This window comes from Pandoraea anapnoica, assembly GCF_902459765.1.
Lineage (GTDB): Bacteria > Pseudomonadota > Gammaproteobacteria > Burkholderiales > Burkholderiaceae > Pandoraea > Pandoraea anapnoica.
The window spans coordinates 486,958-503,197 of the sequence record NZ_CABPSP010000002.1; the positions used below are offsets into that span (position 1 = coordinate 486,958).

The 16,240-nt window shown below is 62.3% G+C and carries 12 protein-coding genes and 4 tRNA genes; 10 read left to right on the forward strand and 6 right to left on the reverse strand.

Annotated features, from left to right (window positions below):
- Positions 1-28: 28 nt before the first annotated feature.
- The 8 genes from PAN31117_RS05270 to PAN31117_RS05305 all read left to right on the forward strand — a co-directional run bounded on the left by PAN31117_RS05270 (position 29) and on the right by PAN31117_RS05305 (position 9,603).
- Positions 29-1,450 (forward strand): FAD-binding oxidoreductase, encoded by a 1,422-nt coding sequence (locus tag PAN31117_RS05270; protein WP_150737263.1) that lies wholly within the window; start codon positions 29-31, stop codon positions 1,448-1,450.
- A 650-nt stretch (positions 1,451-2,100) separates the two neighbouring features.
- Entirely contained in the window at positions 2,101-2,487 is a 387-nt protein-coding gene (locus PAN31117_RS05275) for a hypothetical protein (RefSeq protein ID WP_150737264.1), read from the forward strand.
- Between the two features lie 178 nt (positions 2,488-2,665).
- A complete protein-coding gene (locus PAN31117_RS05280) occupies positions 2,666-3,190 on the forward strand; it encodes a MerR family transcriptional regulator (RefSeq protein WP_150737265.1) in 525 nt (174 codons plus the stop codon).
- Positions 3,191-3,198: 8 nt separating this feature from the next.
- The gene (locus PAN31117_RS05285) at positions 3,199-4,803 is read left to right on the forward strand and encodes an MFS transporter (protein ID WP_150737266.1); all 1,605 of its coding nucleotides are present in this window, start codon (positions 3,199-3,201) and stop codon (positions 4,801-4,803) included.
- 96 nt (positions 4,804-4,899) lie between these two features.
- Entirely contained in the window at positions 4,900-5,718 is an 819-nt protein-coding gene (locus PAN31117_RS05290) for a M90 family metallopeptidase (protein WP_150737267.1), read from the forward strand.
- Positions 5,719-5,885: 167 nt separating this feature from the next.
- Positions 5,886-6,152 carry a type B 50S ribosomal protein L31 gene (locus PAN31117_RS05295; protein WP_039397661.1) on the forward strand — a complete coding sequence of 89 codons (267 nt, stop codon included), beginning with the start codon at positions 5,886-5,888 and terminating at the stop codon, positions 6,150-6,152.
- A 319-nt stretch (positions 6,153-6,471) separates the two neighbouring features.
- Positions 6,472-8,202 carry an ArnT family glycosyltransferase gene (locus PAN31117_RS05300; RefSeq protein WP_150737268.1) on the forward strand — a complete coding sequence of 577 codons (1,731 nt, stop codon included), beginning with the start codon at positions 6,472-6,474 and terminating at the stop codon, positions 8,200-8,202.
- A gap of 21 nt (positions 8,203-8,223) precedes the next feature.
- On the forward strand, positions 8,224-9,603 hold the full coding sequence (locus tag PAN31117_RS05305; protein WP_150737269.1) for an MATE family efflux transporter: 1,380 nt from the start codon (positions 8,224-8,226) through the stop codon (positions 9,601-9,603).
- 18 nt (positions 9,604-9,621) lie between these two features.
- Here PAN31117_RS05305 and PAN31117_RS05310 read toward each other — a convergent pair whose 3' ends face one another.
- A complete protein-coding gene (locus PAN31117_RS05310) occupies positions 9,622-10,272 on the reverse strand; it encodes a hypothetical protein (protein ID WP_174990835.1) in 651 nt (216 codons plus the stop codon).
- Between the two features lie 171 nt (positions 10,273-10,443).
- Here PAN31117_RS05310 and PAN31117_RS05315 point away from each other — a divergent pair, with 171 nt between their 5' ends.
- Both PAN31117_RS05315 and gudD read left to right on the forward strand, forming a co-directional pair.
- Entirely contained in the window at positions 10,444-11,358 is a 915-nt protein-coding gene (locus PAN31117_RS05315) for a LysR substrate-binding domain-containing protein (protein ID WP_150737270.1), read from the forward strand.
- A 229-nt stretch (positions 11,359-11,587) separates the two neighbouring features.
- A complete protein-coding gene (gene gudD, locus PAN31117_RS05320; protein WP_150737271.1) occupies positions 11,588-12,916 on the forward strand; it encodes a glucarate dehydratase in 1,329 nt (442 codons plus the stop codon).
- 288 nt (positions 12,917-13,204) lie between these two features.
- Here the strand turns inward: gudD and PAN31117_RS05325 are convergent.
- From PAN31117_RS05325 to pnp, 5 genes are all read right to left on the reverse strand, one after another.
- Positions 13,205-13,281 (reverse strand) — tRNA-Asp (locus PAN31117_RS05325).
- Positions 13,282-13,380: 99 nt separating this feature from the next.
- A tRNA-Asp gene (locus PAN31117_RS05330) sits at positions 13,381-13,457 on the reverse strand.
- 98 nt (positions 13,458-13,555) lie between these two features.
- A tRNA-Glu gene (locus PAN31117_RS05335) sits at positions 13,556-13,631 on the reverse strand.
- Between the two features lie 169 nt (positions 13,632-13,800).
- Positions 13,801-13,876 (reverse strand) — tRNA-Ala (locus PAN31117_RS05340).
- A gap of 196 nt (positions 13,877-14,072) precedes the next feature.
- Positions 14,073-16,229 (reverse strand): polyribonucleotide nucleotidyltransferase, encoded by a 2,157-nt coding sequence (gene pnp / locus PAN31117_RS05345; protein WP_150737272.1) that lies wholly within the window; start codon positions 16,227-16,229, stop codon positions 14,073-14,075.
- Between the last annotated feature and the right edge of the window lie 11 nt (positions 16,230-16,240).

Consider the following 16,240-nt stretch of genomic DNA (forward strand, 5'->3'; position numbering starts at 1 on the left):
CCTCTCGCCTTCGCCCCGCCTTCACCCCATGAATCAAGCCGAATTCCTCACTGCCTGCCGCGACCTGCTGGGTCGCGATCAAGTGCTGACCGAGCGCGCCGACACCGGTACCTACCTCACCGACCAGCGCAAACGGTACATCGGCAACGCGCTCGCCGTCCTGCGTCCCGCCGACGCCGCGCAGACCGCCGCGCTTGTGCGTCTGTGTGTCGCACATGGCGTGCCGATGGTGCCGCAAGGGGGCAACACCGGCCTCGCCGGTGGCGCGACGCCCGACACCAGCGGGCGTCAGGTCGTGATCAGTCTGCGACGCCTCGATCGCATCCGTCAGGTGGATGCCGATAACCTGACGATCACCGCCGAAGCCGGGTGCCTCCTCGCCAGTGTGCAGGCCGCTGCGGCCGCAGCCGAGCGCCTGTTTCCGCTGAGCCTCGCGGCAGAAGGTAGTTGCACTATCGGTGGCAATCTGGCGACGAACGCGGGCGGCACGGCGGTGCTGCGATACGGCAACGCACGCGAGTTGTGTCTCGGTCTTGAAGTCGTTACGCCGCAGGGCGAGGTGTGGGACGGCCTGCGCGGCCTGCGCAAGGACAACACCGGATACGATCTGCGCGATCTGTTCATCGGCGCGGAAGGCACGCTCGGCCTGATCACGGCGGCGACGCTCAAGCTCTTCGCGCAACCCGCCGCGCGCATGACGGCGCTCGCCGCGCTCGACAGCCCCGCCGAGGCCCTCGCTTTGCTGAATCTTGCACAGCGCATGGCTGGGCCGTTACTCACAGGCTTCGAACTGATGTCCGATTTCTGCCTGCAACTGGTCGCGCAGGTCTTCACGTCGCAACGTTATCCGTTCGCCCAACCCTATGCGCAGTCGGTACTGCTTGAACTCTCCGACAACGAGAGCGAGGCGCACGCGCGCGACCTGCTGGAACGGGTGTTGAATGCCGCCATCGAGCGCGGCATCGTGCGCGACGCCATCGTTGCCAGCAGCCTCGCTCAGTCGAACGCGCTCTGGCATCTGCGCGAGAGCATTCCCCTGGCGCAATCGGCTACAGGCCTCAACATCAAGCACGACATCGCTGTGCCCGTCTCGCAAGTGCCCGCGTTCATCGCGGCGACCGATCCCATCGTGCAGCGCATTGCGCCCGGTGCGCGAATGGTGACGTTCGGCCACCTCGGCGACGGGAATCTGCACTACAACGTAATGGCGCCGGACGGCATCGACCCGGCCTCCTTCCTCAAGCAATATCAAACACCCGTCACCGCCGCCGTCCACGACAGCGTGCATGCGCATCGCGGCACGATCAGCGCCGAGCATGGCCTTGGGCAGTTCAAGCGCGACGCGTCCGCCCATTACAAATCGCCCGTGGAAATCGCGCTGATGCGCGCGCTCAAGTCGGCGTTCGATCCGCTCGGGCTGATGAATCCCGGCAAAGTGCTGCCCGACTGAGCCCGATCAGGACATCGCGGCAGGCCATCGACGCACTCGATGCACTCAACGGCCACGCATTAAAAAATCGCCATTTTTTGAAGAAATGTCGTCAATTTCGCGACAAAACGCCGCGAAATCCCGCCATTTTCTTTACAGGCGCGCGCCAAATCCCTAGAATGACTGCTTTCCAATTACGACGGAGTTTTCCGTGGGCAGTTGCTCTAGTAGCGCGCAAGCGTCGGCAATGACCGGCGAGGCGTTGGCCCGGTAACCCGCAGTCGTCCCCGACTGCCGCTGCCGGTCTCAATGCCGCAGCGGTAGTGCATCGATCGCACCGAATCCCGATGACGTCAGCGTCATCCGAGACTTCGGCAAGCGATTCAGATTTCCCGCACCTATCACCGCAGTTCAGCGTTTGTTTGACGGATGACGTCGCGTCATTCGGAACAAGGCACGCTTCTTAGCGCCGCCACGCGACCGACATGACATCGTCGGTCAACCCAGGCGCAATCAAGCCTGCCGACGCTTGCGTCGAATTCATGTATCGCGTGACGTGATACGTCCGCCTCCCGCGCTTGTCTATGGCTCGGAAGCGGCCGTCGCCCGTACACGATTCATCGCCAAGCCCCGGCATCCGCCGTCTCAGGCCCTTGAATCAGGAGGACACCATGACGCTGCAAATGCTTATCCCGTCGCTGCTCGATCGTGCTCGCACTCGCCTCGCACCGGCGTCTGCCACATCGAATGCCACGCCGACGCCTCATGCCACCGCGTCGCACCCGTCGCCTCAGTACCGCCTCGTCGTGCTGACGCTGGCGTCCCGGGCGGACACCATCGACGCCACGGTGCGCAACGCCCTTCGCGCGCAACGCATCTCGCCGGAAACGGCGACCCGCATCGCCCGCTCGGGCGGCTACCTGCTGGAGCTCGACTACGTGTTGCGCTGCGACCGCAGTGGTCGCGCCGCGCTCGTACATCTTGTCTCGACGCTCGGCGACACCACCGGCGTCCGCGCGATTCGCTGGGAAACGGCGCCCAATCTGGCAGCGCGCTAATTTCCCTCCTCCCCTCCTCCGATCGGCCCGGCGAGCAGCGACGTCTCAGACGCCCACGCTCTCCGGGCCGATTGCCATTTCCGCTCGGACGTCCTCAACGACGCGCCATACTCAAACCTGTACGTTCACGTATAGGTTGTGCTAAGATTCCGCCCATCATTCGATCGGAGGCACGTTCATGCCCGCAGATCTCTCAAGCCCCCCTTCCGGCGGCACCTCACCGGACGATGCATCGCTGCTGACCGTCGGTCAGGCGGCTGCCACGCTCGGCGTCACGGCGCGCACCTTGAAGTATTACGAGGAGCTGAACCTGGTCGTCCCCGCCCGCAGCGGCGGACGCTATCGCATGTACACGCCCGCCGATCTCGAAACGTTCGGCCGCATTCTGCGCATGCGCTCGCTTGGCTTCTCGATTGCCGCGATTACCGAAATGCTCAAGCGGCCACGTCGAATGGTCGAAGCAGGCAAATCGCGCATGAACGAAGAAGACCTGCAAGTCGTGCGAGACGCACTTACGTCGCAACTCGACACGCTGCGCGAGCGCACCGCGCAGGTGCGTCGCGAATTGCGCGATGCCGAGACGTTGGAAGCCCAGATTCGTCACGACCTTCGCTACATCGAACAACGCCTTCAGGGCGTACCGGCCGACGACTTACTGGCCGAGCGCGCCGCAAAAGTGCGCAAGACGTCCTCGTCGAACTAGGTCCGATCATGCCTCCCGCCGTGCCTCCGACCTCGTCCACCGCACCGCCAAGCCCCCCGTCTCCGGGCAACACCGGTGGCGCGGACCCGCTGCGCCCCATACGCGTCGAGGCCTATCGTTATGCCCTCGGCCTGATCCCTGGGCTGGAGTTCTTCGAGAACGCACTCCTCGTATATTTCGCCGTCTACGTGTCCGGCGGCGTCGATGCGTCCCCTAAAGAATTCGTCTGGATGACGACGGCGTACGGCATTGCCTCGGTGCTCGCCATTCTTAAACAACAGTGGTTCGTCGAGCGCATCGGCTACCGCCGTTATCTGACGGCCTCACTTCTGCTCTACGCGTGCGGCGCCGTGCTCGCTGGCACCAGCGAAAGCGTCACGCAACTCGTGATCGCACGAGCGTGTCAGGGCTTCTGCGCTGGCAGTTGGATGAGCTCATGCCGGATCCTCGCGCAAGTGAGCGTGCCTGCCGAGCGTCGCGGCAAAACGGTCCAGACCTTCGCCCTGTTGCTGTTCACCGGCTCGGCGGCGGCACCACTCATCGGCGGCCTGCTGGTCTCCGAATACACCTGGCGCACGCTCTTCCTGTGCACCGCGCCACCAGCCGTGCTGCTCGCCGGTCTTGCATGGTTCGCCATCCCGGACGTCGGCCGCCTGCGCGACCGCGCCAGTGGCGGCAGCTATCCGTTCGCGCCGTTCATGGCCTTTGCCCTTGCGATGGGTGCATTTCAGGTCGTGCTCCAGGAGATGCGTTACACGCTGTGGCTGCAAACGCCCGTGTTGCCGTTGCTCACCGTCGTGGGCGTGGGCGCGCTGGTGTGGTTCGGCTATCACCAATGGCAGCATCCTGAGCCGTTCATCCGCTTGCAGCCGTTACGTCGACGTGAGTTCCAGGTCGGACTCCTGCTCTACGCGGCTTACTACTATCTGGCGAACACGCAGAGCTATCTGATGCCACGGTTGCTGGAGCAGGGGTTCGGCTTCACGGTCGAGCGCACCGGGCAACTGCTTGGCTACTCCGCGCTACTCACCGTCATCCTGCTACTCGCCTACTTCCGCGTGGCGAAGTTCATCACGAACAAGAAGCTTCTGATCGTGAGCGGCTTTCTGATGACGATCGCCACCAGCATGTGGCTAGGCGCGATGCCACCGGACGCCGGGCAGTCACAGCTTTACGGGGTGCTCGCGCTCAAGGCCGTGTTCGGCATCTTCACCGTGCTGCCGGTGGCAAACCTCACGTTCCGTACCTTCGATCACGAGAGTTTCGTTCACGGATATCGTCTCAAGAACATTCTCCGGCAGCTCTCCGGCTCGTTCGCCGTCTCCACCATCGTCGCGTTCGAGCAGCACCGAGAAGCCCTGCATCGCACCCGGCTCACAGAAGTGGCCAATCCTTACAATCCGATCTTCACGCAGACCCTGGAATCGCTTGCGAACGCGCTCACGCATGCCGGCGTTGCCGCTTCGCAGGCACAGGGTGCGGCGCTCGCACAGATTGCCCGGATGATCGAGCGGCAGGCCTCGTTTCTCTCGTTCATCGACGGCTTTCATTTCATTGCCATCGTGGCGTTGTGCGGTGCGATTTTTGCGGCAATTCAGAAGCAGCTAAATTAGAATCGTTGCGTCATTGCTCTTCGCGCGGCTGCGTCGCACACTGCGATCCATCATATGAATCGGTCGCAGCGGCACCAACGCCCGGCCACGCCCGTCATGCTCAAGACCCTGTTCGCCCGCCTCGGACTTTCCCAGCAATCCGCGTCCATTGAAGACGACGTCTGGCACGAGGTCGTCAGCGCCTTGCCGTTTCTTTCCCGACGCAGCGCCGCCGATCTTGAAAAGCTCCGCTCGCTGGCGGCCGACTTTCTGGCCAGCAAGCATTTCTCGACGGCACACGACCTGCCGCTGACCCAGGCGATGTGCGTCTCGGTCGCCGCGCAGGCCTGCCTTCCGATTCTGCATCTACCGCCAGCGTTGTATCGCGGATGGACCGGCATTGTGCTCTATCCCGGCGAATTCCTGATTCGCAAGACGGTTCAGGATGAAGCAGGTGTCGTGCACGACGTCGAACAGGAAGCCAGCGGCGAAGCATGGGAAGGCGGCCCGGTGGTGCTGTCGTGGCAGGACGTCCAGGCAAGCGACGTGCTGGCTTACAACGTCGTGATTCACGAGTTCGTCCACAAGATCGATATGGAAAGCGGAGAAGCGGACGGCGTGCCGCCCATGCTGCGCCGTCTTCATGGCGACCTGACCTGCGAGGCATGGTGCGATGTGTTCGACCCGGCGTACGAGGAGTTCTGCCACCACGTGGCGAACGTGCCCGACGAGCATTGGGACGCCTTCGCCTCGACGTCCCTGCTCGATCCCTACGCGACGGAACACGAGTCGGAATTCTTCGCCGTCTGCGCAGAGGCGTTCTTCGTCGCCCCCGAGGCCTTCAAGCGCGAGTATCCGGCTCTGTACGCACTCCTTTCGCGCTATTTTCTGCAAGATCCCGCCGCCCCGCCGGACGAACCCGCCGCAACCCTATGAAAACTTTGCGAAAGTTGTTGTTTTCATGGCATAATGCGCGTTTTCCAAATCCGGAAAGTGGTTGGCGCGTTTCCCGTCATCAAGACCTCAGGGTTTGAACGACGGCGATAGCGTTAGCGGGCAAGGGGCTCGCGCAGACTGGCTACCGACTTAACTCAAGGTGCACCATGAAAGAAGGCATTCACCCGAATTACCGCGAAGTCCTGTTCCGCGACATGACGCCGGGCGTCGACTTCCAGTTCGTCTCGCGTTCGACGATCAACACGAAGGAAACGGCCGAGTTCAACGGCAAAGAGTACCCGCTCGTGAAGCTGGATACGTCGTCGGCATCGCACAACTTCTACACCGGCGAAACGCGCATCATGGATGCTGAAGGTCGCGTGGATAAGTTCCGCAAGAAGTTCGGCGCTCGTGCCGGCGGCAAGGCAGCGTAAGTTTCACCGACAACGCGCCGTACAACGCGATGCGGGGCCGGACAGACGTTTGCCGGTCGACGCATCAGGGACAAGATCCCGACGTTGTGAAAAGCATTGGAAAGGGGCAGCTCAGGCTGCCCTTTTTTCTTGGGTCTGCGCTGCGCCAAGTCGTCGGTTACTGTCATACTGTCGGCTTTCCAGGGAACCGCACGTTTTCCCTTAAGTCTGCCCTGAGCGTTGGTCACGGTTTTACCCCGAGCTTCGCCCCCGAGCCAGTTCCGGCTCAGCCCCTCTGTCTTTCCGATCCGGCTGCCCTGCCGATCCTGTCGTATCGCCTATGAAACGAGTTCGCATCACCGCCTCCGCCACCAGCGCGCTACCGCGTTCGCTGTTGATCGCCATTTGCGTCATCTATGTGCTGGCGGGGTTGTTCGGTCGCGATCCGTGGAAAAACGAAGACGCCGCCGGCTTCGGCATCATGTGGACGATGGCGCACGGTCACCTGTCCGACTGGCTGTTGCCGAACATCGCCGGCAAACCGATTTACGACAACGGCCCGCTGGTCTCGTGGCTCGGTGCACTCTCCATTCGCGCCTTCTCGTGGCTCGATGCGCCCGACGCCGCTCGCATCGTCACGGGCCTTTGCTTCTACGCCACCTGCACGTTCATCTGGTACGGCACCTATCTGCTGGGCCGCCGCCCGGAAGTGCAACCGTTCAAATACGCTTTCGGCGGTGAGCCGGAACCGCGCGACTACGGCCGCACACTCGCCGATGGCGCGTTGCTGATTCTGCTGGCGTGCTTCGGTCTGGCCGAACGCGGTCACGAAACGACCGCGACCGTCGGGCAGCTCACGCTGATCTCGATGGCGATCTACGGCCTCGTGCGCAGTCTGGACAAGCCGCGTCAGGGTGCGGTGTGGTTCGGTCTGGCACTTGGCGGGATGGCGCTGGCGTCGTCCCCGCTGATGACACTCTCGCTGTGGCTCGCAGGCATGATCGCGGCCGTGGCGTGTCGTGCGCTTCCGCTGCGCATGCTGTTGCTCGTCTCCACCCCGATTACGCTGCTCATCGCCTGCACGTGGCCCCTCGCAGCCCTCAAATTCGCCGACGGTGCGCGCCGCTGGCTCGGTGAGTGGGCCGATATCGGGACGGACGCTTTCAGCGGTCCCACGATCGCCTCGTTGAGCTACATCGCCAAGAACCTGGCGCTGTTCGCGTGGCCTGCCTGGCCGCTCGCTGCGTGGTCACTGTATTCCTGGCGCGGCATGCGACGCGCCCCGCACATTGCGATCTCTCTCGTCTTCGCCATCACGATCCTCGTGCTGATCGTGCTGCAAGCGCATCAGGGCAACCAGCTCTTCATGCTGGCCCTGCCAGCACTCTCGATCATCGCCGCCTTCGGTCTGCCGACGCTCAAACGCGGCACCGTCAACGCCATCGACTGGTTCGCCGTGTTGTCGTTTACCGTGCTGGCCGGCTTCGTATGGATCGTCTGGCTCGCAGGTATTACCGGCTTCCCGGCGTCGACGGCACGCAACCTGCGACGCCTGGTGCCCGGTTTCAACCCGGAATTCAGCTGGATCACGCTGATCAGTGCGCTGATTGTCACGGGTGCCTGGGTGGCGCTGGTGGCATGGCGCGTGTCGCGCAGTCCGAAGGTGCTGTGGCGCAGCGTGGTGCTGTCCTCCGGCGGCACGACACTGATGTGGGTGTTGCTCATGACGCTCTGGCTGCCGGTCGTCAACTATGGCAGAACGTATCGCGACGTGGCAGCGCAGATTGCGTCCCATCTGCCGGCGGACTACACCTGCATTCGCACAGCACGGGTGGGCGATGCCCAGCTCGCGTCGTTCGCCTACTTCGGCAAGATGCGCTTCGGTTCGGCCGACGACGACTGCGACGTGCTGCTGCGTCAGGATTCGCAGGACTACAGCGAACCGCTCTCGCTCGCACCCTATGAGTGGCGTCAACTGTGGGAAGGCCGTCGTGCGGCCGACCGTGACGAACGCTTCCGTCTTTACGTTCTGCAAGAGCGCCCGTGGCGTCGCGCGGCGCGTCCGCGCTGATCGCCCGACACGCCCGACACCATGTGGCAAGACATCAAACGCATTGCCGCGCTGGCATGGCCAGTGCTGATCGGCCAGTTGGCGGTCATCGCTTTCGGGGTGATGGACACCGCCATGGTCGGCCGCGCCTCGGCCTTCGACCTCGCGTCGCTCGCGCTCGGCGGCTCGATCTACATCACCGTGTACGTCGGCCTGATGGGCATTCTCGTCGCCCTCTCGCCCATCGCCGCGCAGCTTTACGGCGCGGGTGAGCGCATCGCCATCGGCGAGGAAGTACGTCAGACGTTCTGGCTCGCCCTATTCCTCGCTGTGCCCGGCTTCCTCGTACTGTCGCATCCGCAATTCATCCTGCGACTCTCCGAAGCGACGCCCGAACTCGAAGCACGCGCGACCGCCTATCTGCATATCCTCGCGTACGGCTTGCCGGCCGCGATGCTGTTCCGAGTGTACTCGTCGCTGTCGACGGCCGTGGCGCAGCCGCGCATCGTCATGATGATTCAGGTGACCGGGCTGGTGCTGAAGGTGCCGCTGAATCTCGCGCTGATTTACGGCGTGGATCGACTGGGCATCCCGGCGCTGGGCAGCACCGGGTGCGCCATCGCCACGACCGCCATCAACTGGGTGTCCTGCGGGCTCGGACTGCTGCTAATGGCGCGACATCCGAAGCTGCGCGAATTCGGCGTCTTCACGAAGTTCTGCTGGCCGCACTGGCAAGCGATTCGCGCACTGCTCAAACTCGGCGTGCCGATGGGCTTGAGTTACCTCATCGAAGTCACGGCCTACTCGTTCATGGCGATCTTCATCGCCCGACTCGGCGACGTGACGCTTGCGGGCCATCAGATCGCCGCGAACCTCGGCGCGCTCATGTACATGCTGCCGATGTCGATCGGCATCGCAACGGCAACCCTCACCGCACAGGCGATCGGCTCACGCGACTACAAAGCCGCGCAATTGGTCGGACGGCGTGGCGTCGAGCTGGCCGGGACCTTGGGATTGCTCGTGGCCCTGCTGATGTGGCTCGGCCGCCCGCTGGTGCTCGCGGCCTACACGTCGGACCCGCTGGTCGCCGCTGTGACCGCGCCGCTGCTGACCATCGTCGCCTTCTATCACATCTTCGACGCCCTTCAGGTGAACGCCGTCTTCGTCTTGCGCGCATGGAAAGTTGCGGTCGTGCCGACCGTCATCTACGCCCTGTCGCTATGGGGCGTGGGATTGGGCGGCGGATACGTGCTCGGCTTCGACGTCGGCGGTCTCTCGCCCGCCTGGCTTCACGGGGCCACCGGCTTCTGGGCCGCCAACAGCGCGAGCGTCGCGGTCGCCGCCATCGGATTGCTGATGTATCTGCGTTGGGTCGTGCATGTCAAAGGCACGGCGACATCCGTGGCAAACGCGCAGGCCTGAGCGGCTCACATCCGTCCGCTATTGCGTTGACGTCGCCGCCGATGCGGCGGTGGGGGCTGGCGTTGATAGCGACGCCTTCGGCTTAAGCTCGCCTTTGAGCGACTTCTCGACGTCGGCAAAGAAGTCGTCATACGTCTCGCGCATCAACACCGTCTCCGTTCGCGCATCCCCATTGCTGTCCCACACGGTGCGATCAAACCGCACACGCACTAACCATCCGCCGCCACCATCACCGTTTCCCGCACGCACGGCGATGATCGCCGCCATACGTTCATGATCCGGTTTGGCAGGCAAGCCGCCGATTTTGGACTTCAGCACACCACGCAAAATCTGACGCCATTGCGGCACGAGCACGGAGTGACGATCCGCTTCGACGACGGCCATCTCGCGGTCGACGGACACCGGATCGAACCCCTGCTGTTTGAGCGTCGCGGCAACGGCATCGAGCACCTTCCCCGCTGTCGGTGCGACAAACCAATGATCACGCAACGAGCGTAGCATCTCGCGTTGCTTCTCCGTCAGATCCACGCTGATCTGACGCGAGCTGTAGCGAATGAAATCGCCGCCACTCCCCGTCTCGCGTTCATTCGGGGGCTTGCTCGCGCACGCCGACAGCGCAAGCGCGGCACTGAGCATTGCGAGACGAGCGATTCGCGAAGCGGTGTCCATCAAGAGATGGGACGTAGCGGCAAGAGAGGAAAACGAGCGTATCGGATGGGCGTGCACGAGCGGTTCGGCGAGGGTGGGGGAACGAGGTCCGCGCCTATAATAGGCAGCCGCATCGCGCGTCACAAATGAGTTATTTCCATCAACCTATTAGCGTTTCTTCAAGGTTCTGCCATGCGCCGATTGCCGCCGCTCAATGCTCTGCGCAGCTTCGAAGCCGCCGGCCGCCTGAACAGCCTGACGCAGGCCGCTGAAGCGCTGAACGTCACGCAAAGCGCCGTCGCTCAGCAGATTCGTGTGCTGGAGGAATTTCTCGGACAGAAACTCTTCGAGCGCGACGGGCGGAACATTCGACTGACCGTACGCGGACGCCACTACTGGACAGACGTCTCCACCTGTCTCGGCCGACTCACCGAGGCCACTGAGCGCATGCTGAATACCACGACGCGCATGCCGTTGCGAGTGAACGCGTCGACGTCCTTTTTGCACATGTGGCTGCTCCCCCGACTCGGACGCTTTCGCGAGCAACACCCGGAGATCCCCGTCGAAATCGTGTCGACGCCAGACCGCAGCGTTACGCATCTCGACGACACGAGCGATATCGTCATTCGTCGATACACGCCGGAGTTGCGACGCCAGGGGTTCGTCGATCATCCGTTGATGCGCAGTCAGGCCGTCGCAGTCTGCGCGGCCACCCACCCGATGCGCGAGACGCTTCGCGACCCCGCCGATCTGCTCGACGCTCCCTTGCTGCACTACGCGGGCATGCCGCAGGCCTGGCAATACTGGTTTCACAGCGCAGAGGTGCGCGTCAGCGAGACACTGCGGGGCACGATCTTCGATGAGTTTTTGCTTTCGCTGCGCGCCGCTGAGAACGGACTTGGTGTCTGCCTCGCACCCCGTTCGGTTGTGCGCGACGCGTTGGAGAGCGGCCAACTCGTCGCTCTGTTCGACGACCGCGTCTCTCTCGAAGGTCCGCCCTATCACGCGCTCTATCGGGAAACCGACGGTGCGTCGCACCTCACGACGTTCGTCAATTGGCTGCAAGGCTGCGTGGATGCGCGAGATCGCGTGCCGATGACCGACTGAGGTGACGGCGAGTTGAATTCGGGCGATGTTGTACGACAACAAAAACGACACATACTCACGTCCCCCCCCTCCCGACCTCGTCGATCAATGGCTTGAATCGGCTGAGATTTCATGAAGACGGGTATACCCGAAAAGGCAATATCAGGAACTTTCCATAGAATGTTGTCTGACGACATACAACGATATATCATCCCCTTCGTTCCCTTTGGTCTGATCAACGTTCCCCGCCATGAGCCGAACCCCCATTGTCACCGAATTGCGCGTTGTTCCCGTCGCCGGCCGCGACAGTATGCTGCTGAATCTCAGCGGCGCACACGGGCCGTTCTTCACCCGCAACATCGTCATCCTGGCAGACAGCGCCGGCCATACTGGTGTTGGCGAAGTGCCCGGCGGTGAGTCGATTCGCAAGACGCTGGAGGACGCACGTCCCTACGTCGTCGGACAATCGGTCGCCAACGTTCAGGCGATTCTTGGTCAGACGCGTCGCGTCTTCGCCGACCGCGACGCAGGTGGACGCGGCCTGCAAACCTTCGATCTGCGCACGACGATCCACGCCGTGACAGCGCTCGAAGCCGCATTGCTGGACTTACTCGGTCAGCACCTGGAAGCCCCCGTTGCCGCCCTCCTGGGCGAGGGACAGCAGCGCAGTGAAGTCGCGATGCTCGGATACCTGTTTTTCATCGGCGACCGCAATGCCACCGATCTGGCCTATGCCGACAATCGGGGCGCGCGCGACGACTGGGAGCGCGTGCGCACGGAAGTCGCCATGACACCCGATGCCGTCGTCAAGCTGGCCGAGGCGGCGCATGTGCGTTACGGCTTTCAGGACTTCAAGCTCAAAGGCGGTGTGCTGGAGGGTGACGCGGAGATCGAAGCCGTCACCGCCCTTGCCAAACGCTTCCCGCAGGCACGCGTGACGCTCGATCCGAACGGCGCATGGTCGCTGGCCGAGGCTGTCCGTCTGTGCCGCGATCAGCACGACGTGCTGGCGTACGCAGAAGATCCGTGCGGTGCGGAAAACGGTTATTCGGGTCGTGAAGTGATGGCGGAATTCCGACGCGCCACAGGGCTGCCGACGGCAACCAACATGATCGCGACGGATTGGCGTCAGATGGGCCACGCGATTCAGTTGCAGTCCGTGGACATTCCGCTCGCCGATCCGCATTTCTGGACGATGCAGGGCTCGGTGCGCGTCGCGCAGATGTGCCACGAGTGGGGACTGACGTGGGGCTCGCACTCGAACAACCACTTCGATGTGTCGCTTGCGATGTTCACCCACGTGGCGGCCGCCGCGCCCGGCAAGATCACCGCCATCGATACCCACTGGATCTGGCAGGACGGTCAATACCTGACGCGCAACCCGCTGCAAATCGTCGGCGGGAACGTGCAGGTGCCGAGCGTTCCGGGGCTCGGGGTGACGCTGGACATGGACGCCGTCGAGGCAGCCCACGCGCTGTACCTCGAACACGGCCTCGGCGCGCGCGACGACAGCGTTGCCATGCAATATCTTGTGCCGGACTGGAAATTCGATCCAAAACGCCCTTGCCTGATGCGTTGATTCATCGGCATCTCCCGCTTGCGTCAGCGCATCATTCGGAGCGTCGGAGGGTCGAAATCCCGACGCTCTGTCACCGTCCGGTCGCGATGCGCACGAATTGCGGAATTTTTAAAAACGACGCGAAAAATCCGCAAGGCCGTTGAAGGGGGAATAAATAGAGGAAAAATCGGTATCAGAACCTTCGAAATGTCTCGTTGCGAGACCACACGATACCGCTATGACGCTCGATAGCCGAACGATTTCAGACATAAAAAAAGCCCAGGCGGTTAAGCCTGGGCTTTCTTCGTTTGGCGGAGCGGACGGGGCTCGAACCCGCGACCCCCGGCGTGACAGGCCGGTATTCTAACCAACTGAACTACCGCTCCAAACTTGCTGCAGCATCGTGATGTCACTCACTTTGCTTTCCTGCTAGTTGTCCGGCATTGCTGCGTTTTCACGCGCATATCACCGAACTTCGTAGGTTTTGGCGGAGCGGACGGGGCTCGAACCCGCGACCCCCGGCGTGACAGGCCGGTATTCTAACCAACTGAACTACCGCTCCAAAACCGACAAAAAAACCCGCCTAACTTTCAGCGGGCTTTACGCCACAAACTGCCTGGCATTTTCAAACTGATACCGACTCGCTACCGGCACCAATTCTGGCGTCCCCTAGGGGATTCGAACCCCTGTACTCACCGTGAAAGGGTGATGTCCTAGGCCTCTAGACGAAGGGGACAAAATCGTCAAAACTTTGTCTGTTTCGCTACTGCTTACTGCATTTCGCGAAGAACGCCATTCTAAACAACATTTCTTCGCTTGTGAAGCTTTATTTTCAAGTTTTTTGCATCGTTTTTGCAAGAATCTTGCTCTTTCGACGCAGCCTGAAAATCAAGCTTCTGAATCCGTGGTGGAGGTAAGCGGGATCGAACCGCTGACCTCTTGCATGCCATGCAAGCGCTCTCCCAGCTGAGCTATACCCCCGAACAGAGAAATGAGATTCTAATGACAAACCCATTTCCTGTAAATACCCTCGTCGCATTTTTTCCGCATTATTTTGCGAATCCGTGCGAAAGATAAAAAAACGGCGACTCATGAGAGTCGCCGTCTTCTTTATCGCGGTCATGGCATGTAGTCGCGGCGCGCAAGCGCGCCGCCCTGCTTTATGCCAAGGCCCGATTTACTGGGCGTCGCCTTCGCGCTTGACCAGCAGTGCACCGCCTTGCTTCTCTTCTTCGGTCAGTGCCTTGTGCGACAGACGCAGACGACCCTTGTCGTCTTGCTGGATCACCTTCACGCGCACGGCCTGACCTTCCTTGACGTACTCGTTGATGTCCTTGATGCGCTCGTTGGCAATTTCCGAGATGTGCAGCAGACCGTCCTTACCCGGCAGCACCGAGACGATGGCGCCGAACTCGAGCAGCTTGAGCACGGTACCGTCGTAGACCTGACCGACCTCGACTTCCACCGTGATCAGTTCGATACGACGCTTCGCTTCGGCAATGCCTTCGGCGCTCGGGCTGGCGATCGTCACCACGCCGTCGTCCGAGATGTCGATGCTCGTGCCAGTCTCTTCCGTCAGCGCGCGGATCACCGAACCACCCTTACCGATCACGTCACGGATCTTTTCCGGATTGATCTTGATGGTGACCATGCGCGGTGCGAATTCCGACAGCTCCGTACGCACGCCCGACTGGGCTTCCGTCATCTTGCCGAGGATATGCAGACGGCCTTCCTTGGCTTGCGCCAGCGCGACCTGCATGATTTCCTTCGTGATGCCCTGGATCTTGATGTCCATCTGCAGTGCGGTCACGCCATTCGACGTGCCGGCCACCTTGAAGTCCATGTCGCCCAGGTGATCTTCGTCGCCGAGGATGTCGGTCAGCACGGCAAACTTGTTGCCTTCGAGGATCAGGCCCATGGCGATACCAGCGACCGGCGAGGTCAGCGGCACACCGGCGTCCATCATGGCGAGGCTACCGCCGCAGACCGATGCCATCGACGACGAACCGTTCGACTCGGTGATTTCCGACACGACACGCACGGTGTAACCGAAATCATCGGCACCCGGCAGGCACGCGACCAGCGCGCGCTTAGCCAGACGGCCGTGACCGATTTCGCGACGCTTGGGCGAACCCACGCGACCCGTTTCGCCCGTCGAGAACGGCGGGAAGTTGTAGTGCAGCATGAAGCGATCACGGTACTCGCCTTGCAGCGCGTCGATGATCTGCTCATCGCTCTTGGTGCCCAGCGTGGCCACCACGAGTGCCTGCGTTTCGCCACGCGTGAACAGTGCCGAACCGTGGGCACGCGGCAGCACGCCGGTGCGGATCGAGATCGGACGCACGGTGCGCGTGTCGCGGCCGTCGATACGCGGCTCGCCTGCCAGGATCTGGCTACGGACGATCTTGGCTTCCAGATCGAACAGGATGTTGCCGACTTCGATGTCGTCCGGTGCAGGTTCGCCCTTGGCAGCAGCGGCTTCGCCCAGCTTGGCGATCACGTCGGCGCTCACAGTGCGCAGTTGTTGCGTACGCGCTTGCTTTTCGCGCGTCTGGTAAGCCGCGCGCAGTTGGCCTTCGGCCAGCTCGCCCACTTGCGAGATCAGTGCGTCGTTCTTGGCAGCCGGGGCCCATTCCCACTCGGCCTTGCCACCGTCGCGCACGAGTTCGTGAATCGCGTTGATGGCCGTTTGCATTTGCTCGTGACCAAACACGACTGCGCCCAGCATCACGTCTTCCGGCAGCTCTTGCGCTTCCGATTCCACCATCAGCACGGCTTGTTCCGTACCGGCGACGACCAGGTCGAGCTTCGACTTGGCGATCTGCTCACGCGACGGGTTGAGGACATACTGGCTGTCGACGTAGGCAACGCGTGCGGCACCGACCGGGCCGTTGAACGGCAGACCCGAGATGGCCAGCGCGGCCGAAGCACCGATCAGGGCCGGGATGTCGGCCGGCACTTCCGGGTTCAGCGAGACGACCTGCACCACCACCTGAACTTCGTTGTAGAAGCCTTCCGGGAACAGCGGGCGGATCGGACGGTCGATCAGGCGCGACGTCAGCGTTTCGTTTTCCGACGGACGGCCTTCACGCTTGAAGAAGCCACCCGGGATCTTGCCGGCGGCGTAAGTCTTTTCGAGGTAGTCAACCGTCAGCGGGAAGAAATCCTGGCCAGCCTTGGCCTTCTTCGCACCCACGACCGTGGCGAGCACGACGGTATCGTCCATGTCGACGAGCACCGCGCCGGATGCCTGGCGAGCAATCTCACCGGTTTCCATGCGAACCGTGTTTTGTCCCCATTGGAAAGACTTGACGACTTTATTGAACATTTGCACTCCTATATCGA